The sequence below is a fragment of the Paenibacillus sp. sg306046 genome (genome assembly GCF_059821225.1).
In genome coordinates, this window is record NZ_JCAMRT010000045.1 from 1 (window position 1) to 17,084 (window position 17,084).

General features: G+C 39.6%; 8 protein-coding genes. All 8 read left to right on the forward strand.

All coding sequences use genetic code 11. The annotated features are described in order from the left end of the window. Positions 1-510 precede the first annotated feature (510 nt). The 8 genes from AC6ROY_RS24615 to AC6ROY_RS24650 all read left to right on the forward strand — a co-directional run bounded on the left by AC6ROY_RS24615 (position 511) and on the right by AC6ROY_RS24650 (position 16,800). The gene (locus tag AC6ROY_RS24615) at positions 511-1,389 is read left to right on the forward strand and encodes a DUF4007 family protein (protein WP_500103208.1); all 879 of its coding nucleotides are present in this window, start codon (positions 511-513) and stop codon (positions 1,387-1,389) included. A 10-nt stretch (positions 1,390-1,399) separates the two neighbouring features. Beyond that, positions 1,400-4,876 carry a DUF6079 family protein gene (locus AC6ROY_RS24620; protein WP_500103209.1) on the forward strand — a complete coding sequence of 1,159 codons (3,477 nt, stop codon included), beginning with the start codon at positions 1,400-1,402 and terminating at the stop codon, positions 4,874-4,876. Between the two features lie 4 nt (positions 4,877-4,880). Further along, positions 4,881-5,759 carry a hypothetical protein gene (locus tag AC6ROY_RS24625; protein ID WP_500103210.1) on the forward strand — a complete coding sequence of 293 codons (879 nt, stop codon included), beginning with the start codon at positions 4,881-4,883 and terminating at the stop codon, positions 5,757-5,759. A 149-nt stretch (positions 5,760-5,908) separates the two neighbouring features. Beyond that, positions 5,909-7,747, forward strand: a complete 1,839-nt coding sequence (locus AC6ROY_RS24630) for a hypothetical protein (RefSeq protein WP_500103211.1) — start codon at positions 5,909-5,911, stop codon at positions 7,745-7,747. Then, on the forward strand, positions 7,740-9,284 hold the full coding sequence (locus AC6ROY_RS24635) for a methylation-associated defense system protein MAD7 family protein (RefSeq protein ID WP_500103212.1): 1,545 nt from the start codon (positions 7,740-7,742) through the stop codon (positions 9,282-9,284). The genes AC6ROY_RS24630 and AC6ROY_RS24635 overlap by 8 nt, the downstream gene beginning before the upstream one ends. Further along, positions 9,281-14,602, forward strand: coding sequence for an FtsK/SpoIIIE domain-containing protein (locus tag AC6ROY_RS24640; protein WP_500103213.1), 5,322 nt, complete (start codon positions 9,281-9,283; stop codon positions 14,600-14,602). Before AC6ROY_RS24635 ends, AC6ROY_RS24640 begins: the two co-directional genes overlap by 4 nt. A 13-nt stretch (positions 14,603-14,615) precedes the next feature. Further along, on the forward strand, positions 14,616-15,881 hold the full coding sequence (locus AC6ROY_RS24645; RefSeq protein WP_500103214.1) for a GmrSD restriction endonuclease domain-containing protein: 1,266 nt from the start codon (positions 14,616-14,618) through the stop codon (positions 15,879-15,881). 19 nt (positions 15,882-15,900) lie between these two features. Next, complete coding sequence (locus AC6ROY_RS24650) at positions 15,901-16,800, forward strand: protein kinase domain-containing protein (RefSeq protein WP_500103215.1); 900 nt, start codon at positions 15,901-15,903, stop codon at positions 16,798-16,800. Positions 16,801-17,084: the final 284 nt, after the last annotated feature.

The following is a 17,084-nucleotide window of genomic DNA, read 5'->3' on the forward strand; positions in this document are numbered from 1 at the left end:
TCGATAGATTCTATCTAGAGTATACCATACAGGAAAATATAGTAACGTTATTTTAGGTTCTTTGTACTAGTTGGTCCACGGGATGCAGTGTATAATGAAATTCCTTTATTATGCAGCGGTAGTGCGCTTATTGGCGCCCCATCTGAAAGGTGCGTTAGAGCGGGAAGCTCAAGTTAAGGTTCTAGCCGGCGATTGACATTGTATCAAGGAACATTGATAAGTGTTTGGAACACTGCGGTGCGTGAACTGAATAAGGCAAGAGAATTTATGGTTTTGGGTAATCATTACCTAAAACTTATATGTTGATCCTAATGGTCTAGGCAAGTTAAGAATCGTTATAGAGACAAGTCCTATTGCAAAGGTAATTTCTGAACAACAGAGTAATAAATGCAGATGGGAACGCACGTTTCCTGTTTCCGTTGTCCTTTTCTAGCATTTTGATGTATAATTACTCCTGGAGGGAAGTCTCCAGGAGTAATTTTGTATTTCGTGAAGGGAAGATCCACATATATGGCCTATGCTAGACATCAAAGTTTCTATATAAGAGATAAATGGTTCAGTAAGGGATTAAAGGCAGTAAAGCAAAATAAGAGATTCTTTTTTGATGAATATGCATTTGAGACAGTTGGCTTGGGCAAAAACATGCTTGAGTCCTTAAAGTATTGGCTGCTTGCTTTTGATGTTATTGAAGAAAGGACAGAAGATGGTCAGCGGGTACATGTATTATCCGAACTAGGTGACATCTTATTTGATAGTGATCGACTTCTTCAAAAGAATGAATCCATATCCATACTTCACTATCATTTGGTGAGGAATAGGAAGGATCTTTTCACTGTTTTTGATTGGTATTTTAATAAGTACAAAGAAACGATGGTTAGTAAGCGTGATTTGTTTAATTCTTTTATCACTTGGGTAAGCCAAAATGAAGTGAAAGAAGTGTCGCAGAATTCTCTCAAGCGAGACATTGATTGTTTGATCCAATTTTACACGAAGGTACCTGACGAGAATGATCCGGAAGACGTTTTGTTTTGCCCATTTTCCAAATTATCATTAATCAAAAGCGAACATTCGGGAGAAAGGGATGACATTATTAGGAAAGTCACTCCTGAACTTACTACAGTCGGAATCCCATCGCTTTATTACGTTCTCCTTGATTATGATGTGATCTCAGAGGATCGACTTATTAGTGTTGAAGAGATTGTGAATGCTGATAACCTTTGGGGAAGGATATTCAATTTATCTCGAAATAAGGTTGTTGAAGCTCTAAATATTCTAACCACACATGATAAATTTCCAATAGAGTACATTAGAACAAATAATTTGGATTATATTAGGGTGCCGATGATTCCATCTATTGATTACATTAAAGGCGAGTTTTTGAAAGGATGACCTACTAGAAATGGCATTTAAGTCTAGTGTTAACATTAAATTCGATATTGGAAATGTAGAGTTAATAAAACGATATATTCCCACGCCTTCTCACGCGGAGGCAATGAAAGGGATAATTGATGGGTTTGCTGAAGAGGCTAACCGATCTCATATTATTATTGGGCCGTATGGTACTGGAAAATCGCTGTTAGCCAACGTAATCGGAAGTATTGTGTCAAAAATGACGAATTCTTCCGAAGTTGACGCATTGGTCGAAAAGTTTGAACAAGTCGACGACCATATTGCATCAAAAATTAAAATTGCTAGTAAATTAACGATACCTTACCTGCCAGTTTTATTGAGTGGTAACGAAGGGAGATTTAGACATTCGATTTTATCTAGTGTTATAAAGAAACTCAAAGATAAAGGCATCGATATTGTATTACCCGGGCTGGCAGCGAAAATTATAAACTCTATTGAATTGTGGAAGAATGACTTCCCTGATACGTATGACAAATTTTGTTTTCAGTTGGAGCAAAGTGGTAGGCAAATAGCTCAATGGCTAGAAGAAATAAAAAAGCAGAATGAAACTGAGATTAAATATTTCTCAGAAATGTACCCACTTCTAACTGCTGGTGCTTCGTTTGATATCGATTATGATCATAACTTTTTGTCTCAGATGGAGTATCTGGCAGCCGTGTTACGAGAAAATAACTTGGGCATTTTTATCGTATATGATGAATTTGCCCGGTTCCTGCAGGGCCTGAGTGCTACTAAATTTAATGAGGCTATGCAAGATATTCAAGATCTCGCCGAATTGGCAAACAGAACGAGCTCGATACATTTTTTACTAATTGCACATAGAAGTTTGCGTTCATATTTCAATGCTTCAAATGAAGATGCGGCAAGGGAGTTTCAACGCATTGAGAAACGATTCAATCAATACTTAGTGAAAAGTGACCAAGCCACCTTTCTGAGAATCTCAGAATTAATACTTACGGAGAATATTAACCAGAAGCCAAGTATTAGCGATGAAGCTTTCACTAAAACACGTGAAATGCTGAGAAAGTACCCCCTCTTTCCGAGTATTAATCAGACGGAACGAGATGAGTTGGTTGTTCGTGGCATGTTCCCGCTTCACCCGGTTTCAATTTTCCTTTTGCCACACCTAACCCGGGTGTTTGGACAAAATGAAAGAACGTTGTTTACTTTTCTAGAAAGTCAAGAGACGGGCGGGTTACTAAATCATATTGGCAAAAGCAATGAGTATTACTTAGGCCATCAATTGTTTGATTTCTTCTTTCCCGACTCTAGTGATTTTGGGAATGATGATGTATCGGAACATATCCTTCTTTATAAAAAAGCAATGGCTCGCCTTCCTGAGGAGCTCTTAAATAAATCGTCAGCAACGAACTTAGTGAAGTTTATAACTCTATGGAACTTGTGCGCGGTACAAAGTGAACAGAAGCTCAGTACCGAATTCTTACAATTTGCGACACAACTGAACGAAGATGAACTCTCGGATATTTTACCTGTACTAAGCAAACATAAAGTGATTAGGTTTAATAGAGTGAATGATTACTGGGAGTTATTTGCAGGAAGCTCGGTTGATTTGCACGAACGGTTGGAACATGAGAAACAGTTACTAAAAACAGATCAATCTAAGGAAGTTGAGGTTCTACACAATAATCTCGTAAAGAAATTTTATTTTCCAGAACGGTACAATGATGACAAGGGAATGACAAGATTCTCTGCAGTAAAAATTGTATATGGAAAAGAAATTATTGAACGAAAGTTGATTCAAGCGAATCAATTGTCCGATCTTTCAGTCTACTATGTTTTAGCGGAAGATCTAGAGACGTACGAATCACTAGATCTCGTCTTACGAGGTTTGAGTAAGGAAAACGATAGGGCGCTATTCTTCTTGCACTCCAAACCTGTACTGGAAATAATACCTGAGGTTTACAATTATTATGGTTTGGACTCATTAAGAAGGAATAAGATTTTACTCGCGGAAGATAAAGGGATTAGGGAAGAATTAGAGATCTTATTCAATGAAACCAAGTATAGAATCTCTCAGTATTTATGCGAAATAGTTTCGTACGAGGATGAGGGAGCCTGGTATATTGGTGGCAACAAAGTGACAATAAATTCGGAACTTGAAGTTACGGAGATATTGTCAGATAAATGCTATGATCTGTTTAAATGTACACCAGTGATCTTGAATGACTCCTTTAATAGGAATACGGTTTCGGGTGTGCAAAGAAATGCAGCAATTAAGCTGATTAATAAAATGATCGAGAATCCACGTAAACAGCAGTTTGGAATTGAAGGAAACGGGCCTGATTATGCCTTGTTTGCTGCCATCTTTAAAAACAATGATAGCCTTGATGAAAACGTCAATAATTTGGACTACTCAAACATAATAAATGAATCTTTCTCTACGCTTAGATCAAGACTGATCGAGGTATTGGAAAGTAACCCGACAGGCAACTTCAAAGATATAGTAGAGCTGTTTTCGGCTCCACCGTTTGGAATTAGGAAGCCATTGATCTCTATTCTTTTTGTTGCTTTGCTTAGGGATCGCTGGAACGAATTTATGTTGTATCGCAACGGCATGTTTGTTCCAGGTATTGATGGTGCCACGCTTTTTGAAATCATAGTGGAGACAGGAGCAGAGTACTACCAGTACGTTTATGAGCACATTAATGATAGTTATGTCGAATTATTTAACAATATTGAGAAGTGCTTTGTTGATTCGCTTGAAACGCGGTTAAACAACCAATCTAGACTAATATTTATTTGCGGTACTTTATTGAAATGGCTGCGGTCACTTCCTAGAATTGCGCAAACATCAGTTAGCGTGGACAAGGAGTTTGGAGAATTTAGGGATCTCATAAAGAGGTCTGAGGTAGATCCTCAACAATCGGTCGTACAGTTATTAAGGCTCTACCAAAACAACATAAATAAGTTGTTAGTTACTAAACAATACGCAGAGAATTTCACTGTACTGCTAAAGAAAGAGCTAGTTAAGAAGTTGTTGCAGGTTATAGGAGTCAGCAGCCCCAAAGGCTTAGAGAATTGGGTTGAAGAACAGCGGGCCAACGGATCTTATTCGATTAATAAGTTGCCAGAAAGAATCCATAACTCTCTTTTCATTGAAAATGAAGATATGTGGATAGAACATTTTTCCGAAAAATACGTCGGCGTTAAAGTGGAAGATTGGTCAGATACCACTTATGATCTATTCTTTACACAACTAAGTCACGATTTAGAGGAACTAAGACTTACTGAGCAGGAAATTGAACAAAGCAACTTAAATGTGGTCTCAATTCAACTTAACAATAGTAGGAAATTGATTAATAAGGTAGATCTGTCTGTTAAGTCGGCGACTGTCTATTCAAATTTAGAAAGAATGATTAATGCGGCAGGGAAAAATGTGCCGCGGCAAGAACTTGAGTACCTTATCTATCAGTTGTTTGAAAATTACGTGGTAAAAGCGGAGTGATACGATGGACACCAAAGAAAAAAAGGTTATACATGTGGCAATGTTTAGCGGCGGAGCCGGGAGTGCATATGTCGCTTATCATATGGTGCAAACCTACGGTAAAGAGAACTGCATTTTGTTTTTCACAAACACTTTATGGGAAGATAAAGACAATTACCGGTTTATGGAGGAAGTATCGAACCATATTGGTTTGGAAATTACGGAGAGACTCGATGGAAGAACTCCAGAAGAAGTATTTTACGATGAGCGTTTTCTTGGAAATGCGCGTTTGGCAAAGTGCTCAGAAGAACTAAAAGTAAGGCAAACCATTATTTTCTTGGAAGATGAATTAAGGAATGAAAGGAACCTAGAACCCATTTTGTATTTTGGAATTGGTCCTCACGAGAAGCATCGGGCCGAGAACTTGAAAGATTTTTATGCTCATTTTCCATTAGAACCTATTGAGACTCGGTTTCCATTGATTGAATTGTTCAGGGAAGATCTCGACGCCAAAGGAATCATACGTGACGAATGGGGCATTGAGTTACCTCGAATGTACAATATTGCAGAGCAGCTAGCGTTGAACGATGGAAATGAAAATGCCAAAATTGTTTTAAAAAATGGCATCAAGGGATTTTCTCACGCAAACTGTGCTGGAAGGTGTGTGCGTGGAGGTTACCAGCATTATGCTCTATTATATGCAATTTGGCCAGAGCGTTATCAAGAACAAGAAGAGATGGAAGAACGATTTAGGGCAACTCTTCAAAAGGATGTATCTATTCTGAAAAAGAACGGCGGGTCTTATACGATGAAGCAGTTCCGCGAAGTCATGGAAGCGGAAGGTTTTGAAAAATTTTTGTTTAAAGCAGATGCAGATATTCCTTGTGTATGTTCATTTTCATAAGATATACCAAACCGTCGATTAATCGGCGGTTTTTTTACGGTGTTATAGGACCTGAAGGGATTGTGAATATTTGTAATACTAACAGGAAATTAGTTGGAAGATGTCGAATGAATCAGAGGGACCATTTTCTGATAAGGTGGTAGTACAAAATGACTATAGTTCAATCGGAATGGATTGGTTTTCTCCGACAATATGGACCAATTCCGCGTAACGATAATATGTATGATGAAGCGATTCATAGAATAATTAAGCGGAAAAATATCCATCCAATAATCGTAGAATCTGTTTATTTAAATGAACTTATTGAAAACTATAAATCCCCTAGTCCTAAGTCTGTAATACTGACTGGAACGGCTGGGGATGGGAAGACATATAACTGCAGAGAAGTTTGGTTAGCTTTAGGCGGTTTGCTACAAGTTTGGCAGAATGACGATAAGGTGAAAGAATTAGATTTGCCAAATTCTAAGAAACTTTATGTTATTAAGGATTTAAGCGAGCTGAAGGATGAGGAAAGAGGTATCTTAAATCAGTTCGTTAACTCGGTCCTTAATCCAAACGATGGTAATGTGTTTTTAGTTGCTGCAAACGATGGGCAGCTTATTGAAGCCTGGAAGCATCTTGGCACCGACCCACTAACTGTACAAGTAAAACAGTGCGTGGAAGATTTGTTGGTTACTGAAATTAAAGAAAAAAGCGGGTTCAACCTAAGACTATATAATTTAAGCCAAATAAGCGCGGCGAGACTCTTTCCTCAAATTGTGGATGTTGTACTGCAACATCCCGGATGGAATGATTGTAACCAGTGCTCTTTGAGAGAAGATGCTCAAACGGGCAAGACGTGTCCTATATGGGAGAACCGTAATCGTCTCGAAGGGAATAAAGACGAACAGCTGATTCGATCGCGAGTCACCGATCTTTTGGAGTTATGCGAGTTAAACGGTGTGCACCTTCCTATAAGACAACTACTCCTCTTAGTGTCAAACATGCTTCTTGGTCATCCGGAGGCCAAGGATCGACTTATGTCGTGTTCTGATGCTGCCAAAATAGTTGAGGAAAATAAAACATCGCTTGCAAGTGTTTACCGAAATATTTTGGGTGAGAATCTCACAGAAAGACGTCGCGAATCTACTGATGTATTTGCTGCACTCGGAAAGTTTGGTATTGGTTACGAGACAAGTAATACGATCGATAACATCTTAATCTTTGGTGAGGACGACCCTGAACTTCTACCTTACTACGAAGATCTTGTGCTAAACGATACATACTACGGTGCCGACCAGACTTTCCGTGCTAATCAAAAAGAATACCTAGAAGGCGTATTAGATAGCGGTGAAAACTTTTTAGAATCTCTCCGATCCCAAAGGCAAAGGTTGTTTTTTGTAATCCCTAGAGAAAAAGAGAATGACCTTAAACTTTGGCATCTTACAACCTTTCAATACGCTGGGGAATTTTTGTCTGATGTTTACAGAGTGGCTAAAAACGGCAAAGTAGCTACGCAAATAACTTCGAGGATTTCCCAGGGGTTAAATCGAATTTTTACAGGTCTGTTAGCAAAGAACAATGATGAATTGATTTTGGCCACGTCTGGAAGCCATTCCCAAGCGAAGGTAAGTAGGATTTTTGAAGATAGTATTTCGGTACCGAAAAAACGCGGGGAAAGCATGCAGATCCGAATGAATGCAAATGGCAGGCTCGTGATAGAAGTGAAGTTATCATCTTCTGTTGCTACAGTTGAACTGCCGCTCCAGTTGGTTCGCTATGAGTTTCTTTCGCGGGTTGCCGAGGGTGCATTGCCGGGGAGTTTTTCCAGGGAGTGTTATGAAGATATCCTGGGTTTTAAAAGCAAGCTTCTTAAAAGACTAGAGGAGCGCCGTAGAATAGATGAAGAAGATTCGGATGATGAAAGTGATTTATCCTTTAGAATCATTCGACTAAATCAAGACGGCTTGATTGACGACAGAATCGTGGAGGTTAACTACGATGAATAATGAAAGACTTCCGCGCCCGACAAAGATTGACGCAGATATGTGGGTAGATGAGGCGATCTGGGGTCACAGATTATATGATGAGCAAACCCCATGGCTTTGTTTTATGGAATTTTTAAATGTCCTTCAATCTGAACTTGAGTCTGGCCGAGCATTTGTTGAATCCGAACCAAACAAATTGGCGTATTCACCCAAATCAAGACTCTACTTACGGAACATCTTGTTTAATAACCCTCAATTAACTCTAATATCAAGTAAGTATAGATACGATGATAAAGAAGCCTGGTTACAGTGGTACGAAGTTATGGGAAAGGGACAAGCCGGCATCGTTAACGCCGATTTCAAATACCTAGAGAAAAGGTTCTCAAACTTTGGGGATTTCGCATCGGTGATTCAGTTTCTTCGAGAAACAACAATTGAGGGTGAGAACAACAAACGGTGGAGCTCACAATTTATTTTTCCATACGGTCCGGACTGTTTGTATGAAGACCTTAATGTAAAAGATAATGGCTTCACGAATGATCGAAGATTTTTTGGTAGAACTGGTGAGCTGTTGTATTTAATGTTGACGAGAAGCGGCAAAGGGGTTCAAATACTCGCAAACCTACAGAAAAGCGTCTTAAACCCATCAAATAAGTTTAATCGATTAGTTGCAGCGCTAGAACCGAAAGACGTGGTAAGTTCATCTCCTCTTCGAACAGGAGTTTATTTGCCTTATCCAGAATTGGCTGACTATGAATTACTCGCGGATGATTGGTTAAGTTTGTTAGAAAGCAATATTCCGAATTACGATGCGATTCCGCACCTTGTAAACATAACCGGACTTCATTTGATAATGTACAGTTTAAACAGGGCGAAGGCCGTCTTAGGTGATACTAACAAACTAACATTTATCTTAGAGATTGTTTCTCCGAAGAAAACAATCATCAGAGAACTATCTTCTGATTCTTTCATTGAGCACAACAATATGTCTCGGAGAGCTGTAGAAGCATATATCAGACAGGTTGTCGAAACGGAGTCTTGGAATCAAGTTACGGACATACATGAGGCAATCACTGTACTGAAAAATGAATATGCTTGGCCGAAAGATAACAAAGAGAGTGAGGTTGAATCAGCGAATTCACCCGATGATTTAATTAATATGTTTGTTTCTGCAGCAATTAATAGACACAAGCAACACGTCGATAAATTTCACGGTGTCTGGGGAAAAGAAATAGGACTCTCGTCAAGAAGAGGAGCACGAAGACTACGTTATGCTCCCCAAGATATGCTTTTGAAATCTTTGGTACTGTGCGTTGTTCCGAAGAGAATGGAATTCCAAGACTTCTTAGATAAATTGTATGAAAAATATGGTTTTATCATTGGCGATAAGCAGGCTCTTGAATTGACGGAGGCTGGGAGAGCAGATTTAGAAGCGTTCTCTGACAATGCAAGACGACTTGAGCAACGATTGGCAAGTATGGGGTTACTACGCAGATTATCTGATGCATGCGCATATGTAGAAAATCCCTTTGGGATTCAGGAGGAAGTATTACCATGAACCAACTAGAGTTAATTGGAAAGGTAGCGACTGAATATCTTCGCCGGCAATTACAAAATAGCCAATCTGAAGAGGGAATTGCGCGTTTCTTATTGGATCGCCTTACCGGAGATCAGGTCACCAATATATGTAAAACGATAAGCCAAGATATGCAGCTAGTCTCGACTATGGCCATAAAAGTCCCTCGGAAATTAGTTGAAGGCGGCAGTTTGCCTTCTGAAATGGTTACTGACGAGAAGACAACTTATTGGAGAAATGCTTCTTGTGATAAGCCTGCTATCTTATTAGCGAACACGAACGATGATCAAGGGCAATCGCTAAGAGATATAACAAGGGTTGGGGCAGGGGATCTCAAGAGTAACCCGGATATATGGGTTCAAGTGGCAAGTAACGACCTCCCTCTAAGCGATGAGCAAAAAAAGCATTGGCAACAAGCGTTGAAAGGTTTGCAAGAGGCAAATGAATGCAGCCTTGAGGAATTTAGTGAGTTTACTGTAAAAGTACGTGAAACAATTGCGGAGAATGGCATTCCAGTTGTTAGGGCGCTTGGCTGGGCGTTACCTGCACTTCGCATTCCACGTGATTCTTATTACTTTGATGCAATCCCAGAGATTGCTTTGGGTCATGCTAGTAGGTGGAAGAAGCTCTTTACAGATGCATATAACAAGAGGGCTTGTTATCTATATAAGCAACATCCGAATCGTCAAATCATCGAGAACAGTGAGATTCAGGCTTCTTACGAAAAGGTAAAAAGCCAAATCGATCCGTCTGTTCAGCCCATTATGGAATTGTTCATTGAATCCAATGTGAGTTGGTCCACCGCGGCGGAGAACCTTTCGGAGTTAGAATGGGAGACGGATAAAGTCAATCTTCTATTTTTTGAATTAAAGCCAATGAAGGTAAATCTGGCAGAAAAAACTCAGCAATTATATGATGATGAGTTTCCAGATACTTTAACGGATGCGGAGATTCTTTATCTTGATAATTTAAACGAACTCTTTCAAAAGAAAAAAGCGAAGGAAGCTACAGAGGAAGACAAGGAATTTTACGATAAGCACCGTCATAACTTGGAGACAGACAAGGCACTAAAAGCAGAATGGGATCGTTTCGTTTATGGAAAGGCGATTGAATGTACTGATTTTTTAGTTGGTTTATTAGAGGTAACTGAGCGCCTCTTTGCTCAATGCGATAACTTTATTGGGGAGAAGACTCTAAGAATCCGGACACAGAAGACAACGAGTAAAAAAGCTTGGTTGGACCTTAATGAAGATATAGGTATGGCGTTTTGCACTGCTTACAGGGGACTTGAGAAGTTAACCAACTGGCAAGTAAATTGGGAAACGTATCATTTGTTTAAATACGATAAGTTAGTATCAGAGGCCAAACAGAAGAAAGGCTACAAAAAGAACACCTCAACTGCAAAAGCAGCTATTCAAATCGTATTCTACATAGAGCTTAGTTACCTTGACTTGCAGGGATCAAAGCAAAAAAATGAAGTGAAACTGGTGTGGCAAGGTAACCCTCAAGAGATTGGGCTTGAGCTTCACGATGATTTAAGGAGACTTGCTGAGCACCCTTTCTCTTATTCTAGTGTATCACAAAATCCTGTTAGCAAAAAAGGTAAGTTACAGGGGTTATCTTTGAGCGATGTCGGTACAATTCAAGCGGTATTCGGACAAGATAGGGGTTCCCTAGTTGGAGTATATGCAAAAACAACTGACTTGCAAAAACTAATCTTAAATAACCTGAAGAAGTTGCTTGAAGAAGCCAGACTTTCTCAGAGCGATTATGATGCTCTAAAAGAAACGTGGGCTAACTTTTCAACTAAGTACAAGCAATCAATAAATGATTGGCTAATCGATGGTATTAGTTCTGATTCAATGATAGAACAAAGCGAGCTGTACGATAAGTTCCTACGATCCTTGCAAGAGTATGCTTTGGGCGATATGAATCGAATTCATATCGTGCAGCCTGTTATGGATATCGGGAATATAAGGGTGGATGGAGATAAAAATAAGCCAATGACCATTGTGGCTCCATGGCACCCGATGCGAATGGCGGCAAAGGCTGTTAAGGCGCGGCAAGTCATCGGTTTACTAAATTATGTACTAACATCGGACCAAGTTGACTTTGGCGATCAACGCTTGTTCTTTACGGATCTAAAAGATGAAATAGTAAGTCCGTATTATCCTGAAGTTGCAATAGGGTATAAGGGCCATGAACCGGTTCTCCTTTCGATTACAGATGCTAAGAATGATTACACCTTAATGGAAAGCCCAGTACGTACTGAAGAAGAAATGCAGACGAATGAAGATCCAAAAGAAGCAAGTAATAAACTTCTTAGCCTAGTTGAACGTTACTTGGATCTTCAACCGCACGAAAAGACGAATCTAAGCTTAGTCTTGTACAACTGTGACTCCACAAGACTTCCTGAAACAATCGTAAATTCGTTAGCCGCAATGCACGAAGTTGAAGATGAAGTTCGCTGTCAGGTGATTTTGAGGCATCGGGATACAAATAAATTAAATGAATTATATATGAAAATGATAGAGAGTACGGATAGTGATGCCGATTCCTTTGTTGCGAGCGAGGTAACCCGGGATTTTATGGCACGTCTCCGTGTAGGAGTTATGGCACATGAGGCTACTGCATTAGACCCCAAAGAGGGAAAGCTAGCTGATATCGTATTCTTGCAAGATGTTATTTCGCGGCAAGCCAATCTTGAATGGGATGAAGTTCAGGTGAGGCAGATGCCAGAATTACTTAATCACTATCCTCCACGGTGGGCAAAAAGAAGGTCTACGGCGAAGGATGAACTTAAATCTACGGTGTACTTGGCATGCCCAAGCCAACCTTCAGTTGGATGGTCTTACTTATCATCGGTTTATTCAGTTGTTAAGGGGAAAGATGTTAACCCAGGAACATTCTTTTTACCGGCAAGGCAAATTTCGTTCCAAAATGATAAAGTGAAGGCCATCTTCGATGAAGCACACAAGCTCGGCGAATGGGTAGTCAATTATGATGAATTATTAGAACGAAGACAGCTTAGGAATCTTGGGGTGAAGGTAATAAAATACCAGCACAATAAATCCCACGGTTCAAACGTTGTTGTTTCGTCAAAATCTCAATTAAACCTTTTGAATGTACTCGTAAAAAGAAGATTGAATGCTTTAGGCCTAGGATTAACTGAAGCGGAATTGGTGCAGCTCACGGAGCGGTTTATTGATGATGCCAACGCAATATCAGGCGACATTGTTCTTCGTGCTGCAAAACGAGGCGTGTTTGCGGGTGAATTAATTGGTGTCGTACTAAGTAAGATGATCCTTCAGTCTGAGATGAGAACAGAACAGGCCGTAGGTTGGTTCTTCCTTGATGATTATGCAAATTGGCTTGGACAAAAAGAAGAGCAGATCGCAGATATTTTAGCGCTTGCACCCAAAATGGTCGAAAATAAGCCGCATCTTCAAGTATTTGTTTCTGAGGCAAAGTATGTTGATGCCAAGGGTGTATCTGAGGCAAGGAAAAATTCTTCAAAACAGTTGCGCGATACCGTCTCTAGAATGGATAACGCACTTTTTGGAGATCCAGGACGACTTGACCGTGACTTATGGCTTTCTAGATTAAGTGATCTGTTAAATGACGGTATTGAATTAGCTCCGAATTCCCCGTTTACTGTTGAAGAGTTACGTGAGGGTATTAGGGCAGGGGTAATTCCCATTGAGATCAAGGGTTACTCCCATGTATTTATGTCTACGTTACCTGACACAGCTTTAGATAGTGAAAGAAATCCCATTACGAATGCTAAGAACTCCTATCAAGAAGTGTTTACTAGGGATCTTGTAAGAGAGTTAGTCTTAGCCTATCATCACGGGAACTCCATCATCGAAGTCAGGGAGAAGCTTGACGAAAGTAAGCCTTGGGAGTTAAGCAATGCGAAATTACCCGCTCCAAGAATCAACTTTGTTGCTGCGAGTAATAATGGACTTGCCGCGGCGCAAAAAAATATCTCTCGTAATTCCGATGAAGATCAAATTCAGTTTAACTTTGAGACTCAAAACGCTCCAGGGGATACTGAGGATAGCGATCCCGCGAGCGATGGGGAAGCAACGGTATCAGTGGTCCTAGATGAAAAGGACCCCATCGTGGAAATGAGCAGTGAAGTTCCTTGGGCGAGTGCTCAGTTAGCAACGTGGATATTACAGAATGCCCAAAGCGTGGAAGAAACCAGTGAAGACCAATCGTGGGTTAGTGAAACAGTAAATAAACTTAGGATGGCTTTGATTAGCTATAACTTGCAAGCTAAAGTAATTGGCCATCGATTGACCCCAAATGCTGTTGTAATAAGGCTAAAGGGATCAGACCAGCTGAAAGTGGATGATATCGAGAAAAGGAGATCTATTCTTCTTACGACACATGCCCTTGATGTTATAAACATCATGGCCCAACCTGGAGAGATTGTTGTCTCCCTGGCTCGACCGCATAGGCAAATCATATCATTAGCGGATGTATGGAAGGTAAGGAAGGTACAAACCAATGCATCCGGGTTAAACATGAGCTTTGTGATAGGTGTTAAAGAAATCGATGGGGAACTACTCTACCTAAATTTAGGTGGCGAGTTTGAAGGCGGAGCTCAGCATGCTCCACACACACTAATCGCGGGTGCAACCGGAAGTGGTAAATCTGTCTTGCTGCAAAATCTAATCCTTGATATCTGCGTAACCAACAGTAAGGATCTGGCGCATATTTATTTAATCGATCCCAAATATGGAGTCGATTATATGCATCTTGCGGAATTACCACACCTTGTTGAAGGCATTGTCGATGACCAAAATAAAGCAACACAGATACTAGAGGACCTTGTCGTTGAGATGAATGACAGGTACCAAAAGTTTAAGGAAATCAAAGTAAACAACCTGAAAGATTATAATGCCAAGGTATCCGACAGCGAAAAACTTCCGCTGATATTCTTAATACACGACGAATTCGCTGAATGGATGCTCGTCGATGAATATAAGAGCGCAGTTTCCTCAATCGTTCAGCGTCTTGGGGTAAAAGCACGCGCGGCAGGAATTCACTTGATCTTCGCAGCACAGCGTCCAGACGCGAACGTTTTGCCGGTTCAATTAAGGGATAACTTGGGGAATCGGTTAATTCTGAGGGTTGAAAGCGTTGGAACTTCGGAGATTTCCCTTGGTGAGAAGGGCGCTGAGAAGCTACTTGGCAAGGGACACTTGGCTGCTAGGCTTCAGGGGGAATCAGGGTTGATTTTTGCTCAAGTTCCTTATATAGACGTAAGTAAGCTTCCATTAATTTTATAAAAGTGGTGATAAAATGATTTGGACACCTACAAACCAGAGTATCGCAGATATAAGAGATTGGGCTAACTCCAATACTCTTGAAATTACTCCTGATTTTCAAAGAAAAGAAGTATGGACAAGAGCTGCCCAGGTTATGTTGATAGACTCGATATTAAAGAATATTCCCATGCCCAAAATTATAGTTCAGTCGATAATAAGGGATGGTAGAATTTACAGAAAAGTAATAGATGGACAGCAACGAATTAAATCTATATTGTCTTTTCTAAAAGATGAGTATGTATTATCAAAACCATATGAAGGCCCCTACATGGGGATGAAATTTTCACAGCTACCTGAAGAAGATGGGAACCGAGTACAGTCAGCATTTTTGTCTTATTTAATCGATTTTAATGAGTTAAAGAATGCAACTGACGAAGATGCACGAGAAATTTACTCAAGGTTGAATAAATATAATATTCCCCTCAATAAACAAGAGTTGAGAAAAGCCGACTTTCCTGGTGATTTCTTGAAGTTGTCTGAATCGAAAGCGGAATTACCGTTTTTCGATGAATCAAGAATTTTTACAGCAGCGAATAGCAAGAGAATGGGTGATGTGGAATATATTTCAGAGCTTTTAGCTGCCACAATTGATGGACCACAGGAGAAAAAAGAGACTCTTGATGACTTCTATATTAATTATTCAAATTGGGAGGAGGAACACCGCGTTAAGATTGATTGTGACTTTTCTGCTGTTATTAATGATATCAAGCTCATATTTAATGAAGACTATAAACTTTATAATTCGAGATTTCGACAAAAATCGGATTTTTACAGCTTATATCTCGCAGTACTAGAGCTGCGAAGGGAAGAAGAGCAAGAAGTTGAACCGAAGAAAGAGTTAAGTTTAGAAGACAAGGATTTGACGTTTTTAAGAAGAGATTTAAAAATATTAGATGATTTCACAGCCCCTGAGTCAGATATTGAGATCTTATCGGAATATGCAATAAAATGTGTTTCGCAAGCAAATTCTTTGGCAAGTAGAAGATGGAGAAAAGATTTCCTAAAGAGTATCTTATCTGGTACGTATAAAAGACAGGCTCCTGAGGGTGATGTCAAAGAGGCATTAAAAACAATTGTATTTGAGGTTATGTACGCACTTGAACAGGAAGAAAGTTGTTCATTGTGTAATGATAAAATAATATATTCAGACGAGGCTTTAGAAAATATCGATTTAACCTGGGCCCCAGACACACAAGTATTTCAGATGTCAAATTCAAACTTTACACATAAAAAGTGTTAACATTGGGGGTGATTTTTATATGGCAGATATGATCCCTCTTTTTTTAGAGCAAAATAGAAAAGAAGTATATTACATTTCTAATAGAATAGAAGATGCCAACGGAAGAGTCTATGTTGTAGATGTCGAAAAGTTAGGCAATGGTGGGAATGCCGTTGTTCATAAATGTGTGGATTATCTAACAGGCGAAGAATACGCAATCAAATTTCAACTATCGCTCAAAGCTAAAAGAATCAAAAGATTTATGAATGAAATAAAATTATTGCAAGAAGTAGAGCATGATCAATTGATAAAATACATTGCTAATGGGGAATGCGTTGGTAGGTATAAAGTAAAAAATCAAGAGAGAAATAAGAGAATTCCATTCATTATTATGACTTTAGCAAATAAGAATCTGAAGGATTTTTTGCTTGAACGGGAGAAAATTGACTTCTCTGAATATATAGCACAATTTCAAGGGTTAGCTGCCGCATTGGCAGTGTTACATACAAAGGCAATACACCGAGACATTAAGCCGGAAAATATATTGGTTTCTGGTGAAACTTGGTTATTGAGTGATTTTGGCCTCTGTAAATTCCTTGAGGGAGAGGAGGAGGAGGAGGAGGAGGAGGAGGAGGAGGACTTAACAGGAGACAACGAAAACATTGGGCCTAAGTTTTGGATGTCCCCGGAAGCACTTAATAGAACTATTGGAAATAAAGATGAAATAATGAAATGTTCGGATGTCTACCAACTTTGTAGTGTATTTTGGTATATAGTTAATAAAAGGCATCCATCAGGGATCCTTACTAAGGAGGATTGGTGCGGTCCTGATCATATTTTTGATGTTATTTATAATTCCCTGTCACATGATCCCAATAAAAGACCCTGTGATGGTGGGGAATTGTTCCAAGAAATCTATGAGGCCACTTTAGCTGGTTGACGACTTGTTGACGAACTACGTCAACAAGCAATAAAACGCAAACAAAACGATCAATACACGTTGGATAAAACCCTTATATATCAAGGGTTTTATCCAACTAACACAGAATCCAAACAACTCTCACATGTTCCCGCATACGGTGCATGTGGAGTCGGTGGCTTTGTTGGTGAGAAATTATGTAACAAACAAATAAACCCTTGCTATAACAAATCTGGACAGTCAAAAGTTTTACAGCCCTAAGAAGCCAGCGAATCGCGCTCCAGATAGGCGTTATCCTGCTTGGA

What these genes read in the sequence shown, in the direction of transcription:
- AC6ROY_RS24615 (WP_500103208.1), top strand. Translation starts at nt 511, where the DNA reads ATGGCCTATGCTAGACATCAAAGTTTCTATATAAGAGATAAATGGTTC.
- AC6ROY_RS24620 (WP_500103209.1), top strand. Translation starts at nt 1,400, where the DNA reads ATGGCATTTAAGTCTAGTGTTAACATTAAATTCGATATTGGAAATGTA.
- AC6ROY_RS24625 (WP_500103210.1), top strand. Translation starts at nt 4,881, where the DNA reads ATGGACACCAAAGAAAAAAAGGTTATACATGTGGCAATGTTTAGCGGC.
- AC6ROY_RS24630 (WP_500103211.1), top strand. Translation starts at nt 5,909, where the DNA reads ATGACTATAGTTCAATCGGAATGGATTGGTTTTCTCCGACAATATGGA.
- AC6ROY_RS24635 (WP_500103212.1), top strand. Translation starts at nt 7,740, where the DNA reads ATGAATAATGAAAGACTTCCGCGCCCGACAAAGATTGACGCAGATATG.
- AC6ROY_RS24640 (WP_500103213.1), top strand. Translation starts at nt 9,281, where the DNA reads ATGAACCAACTAGAGTTAATTGGAAAGGTAGCGACTGAATATCTTCGC.
- AC6ROY_RS24645 (WP_500103214.1), top strand. Translation starts at nt 14,616, where the DNA reads ATGATTTGGACACCTACAAACCAGAGTATCGCAGATATAAGAGATTGG.
- AC6ROY_RS24650 (WP_500103215.1), top strand. Translation starts at nt 15,901, where the DNA reads ATGGCAGATATGATCCCTCTTTTTTTAGAGCAAAATAGAAAAGAAGTA.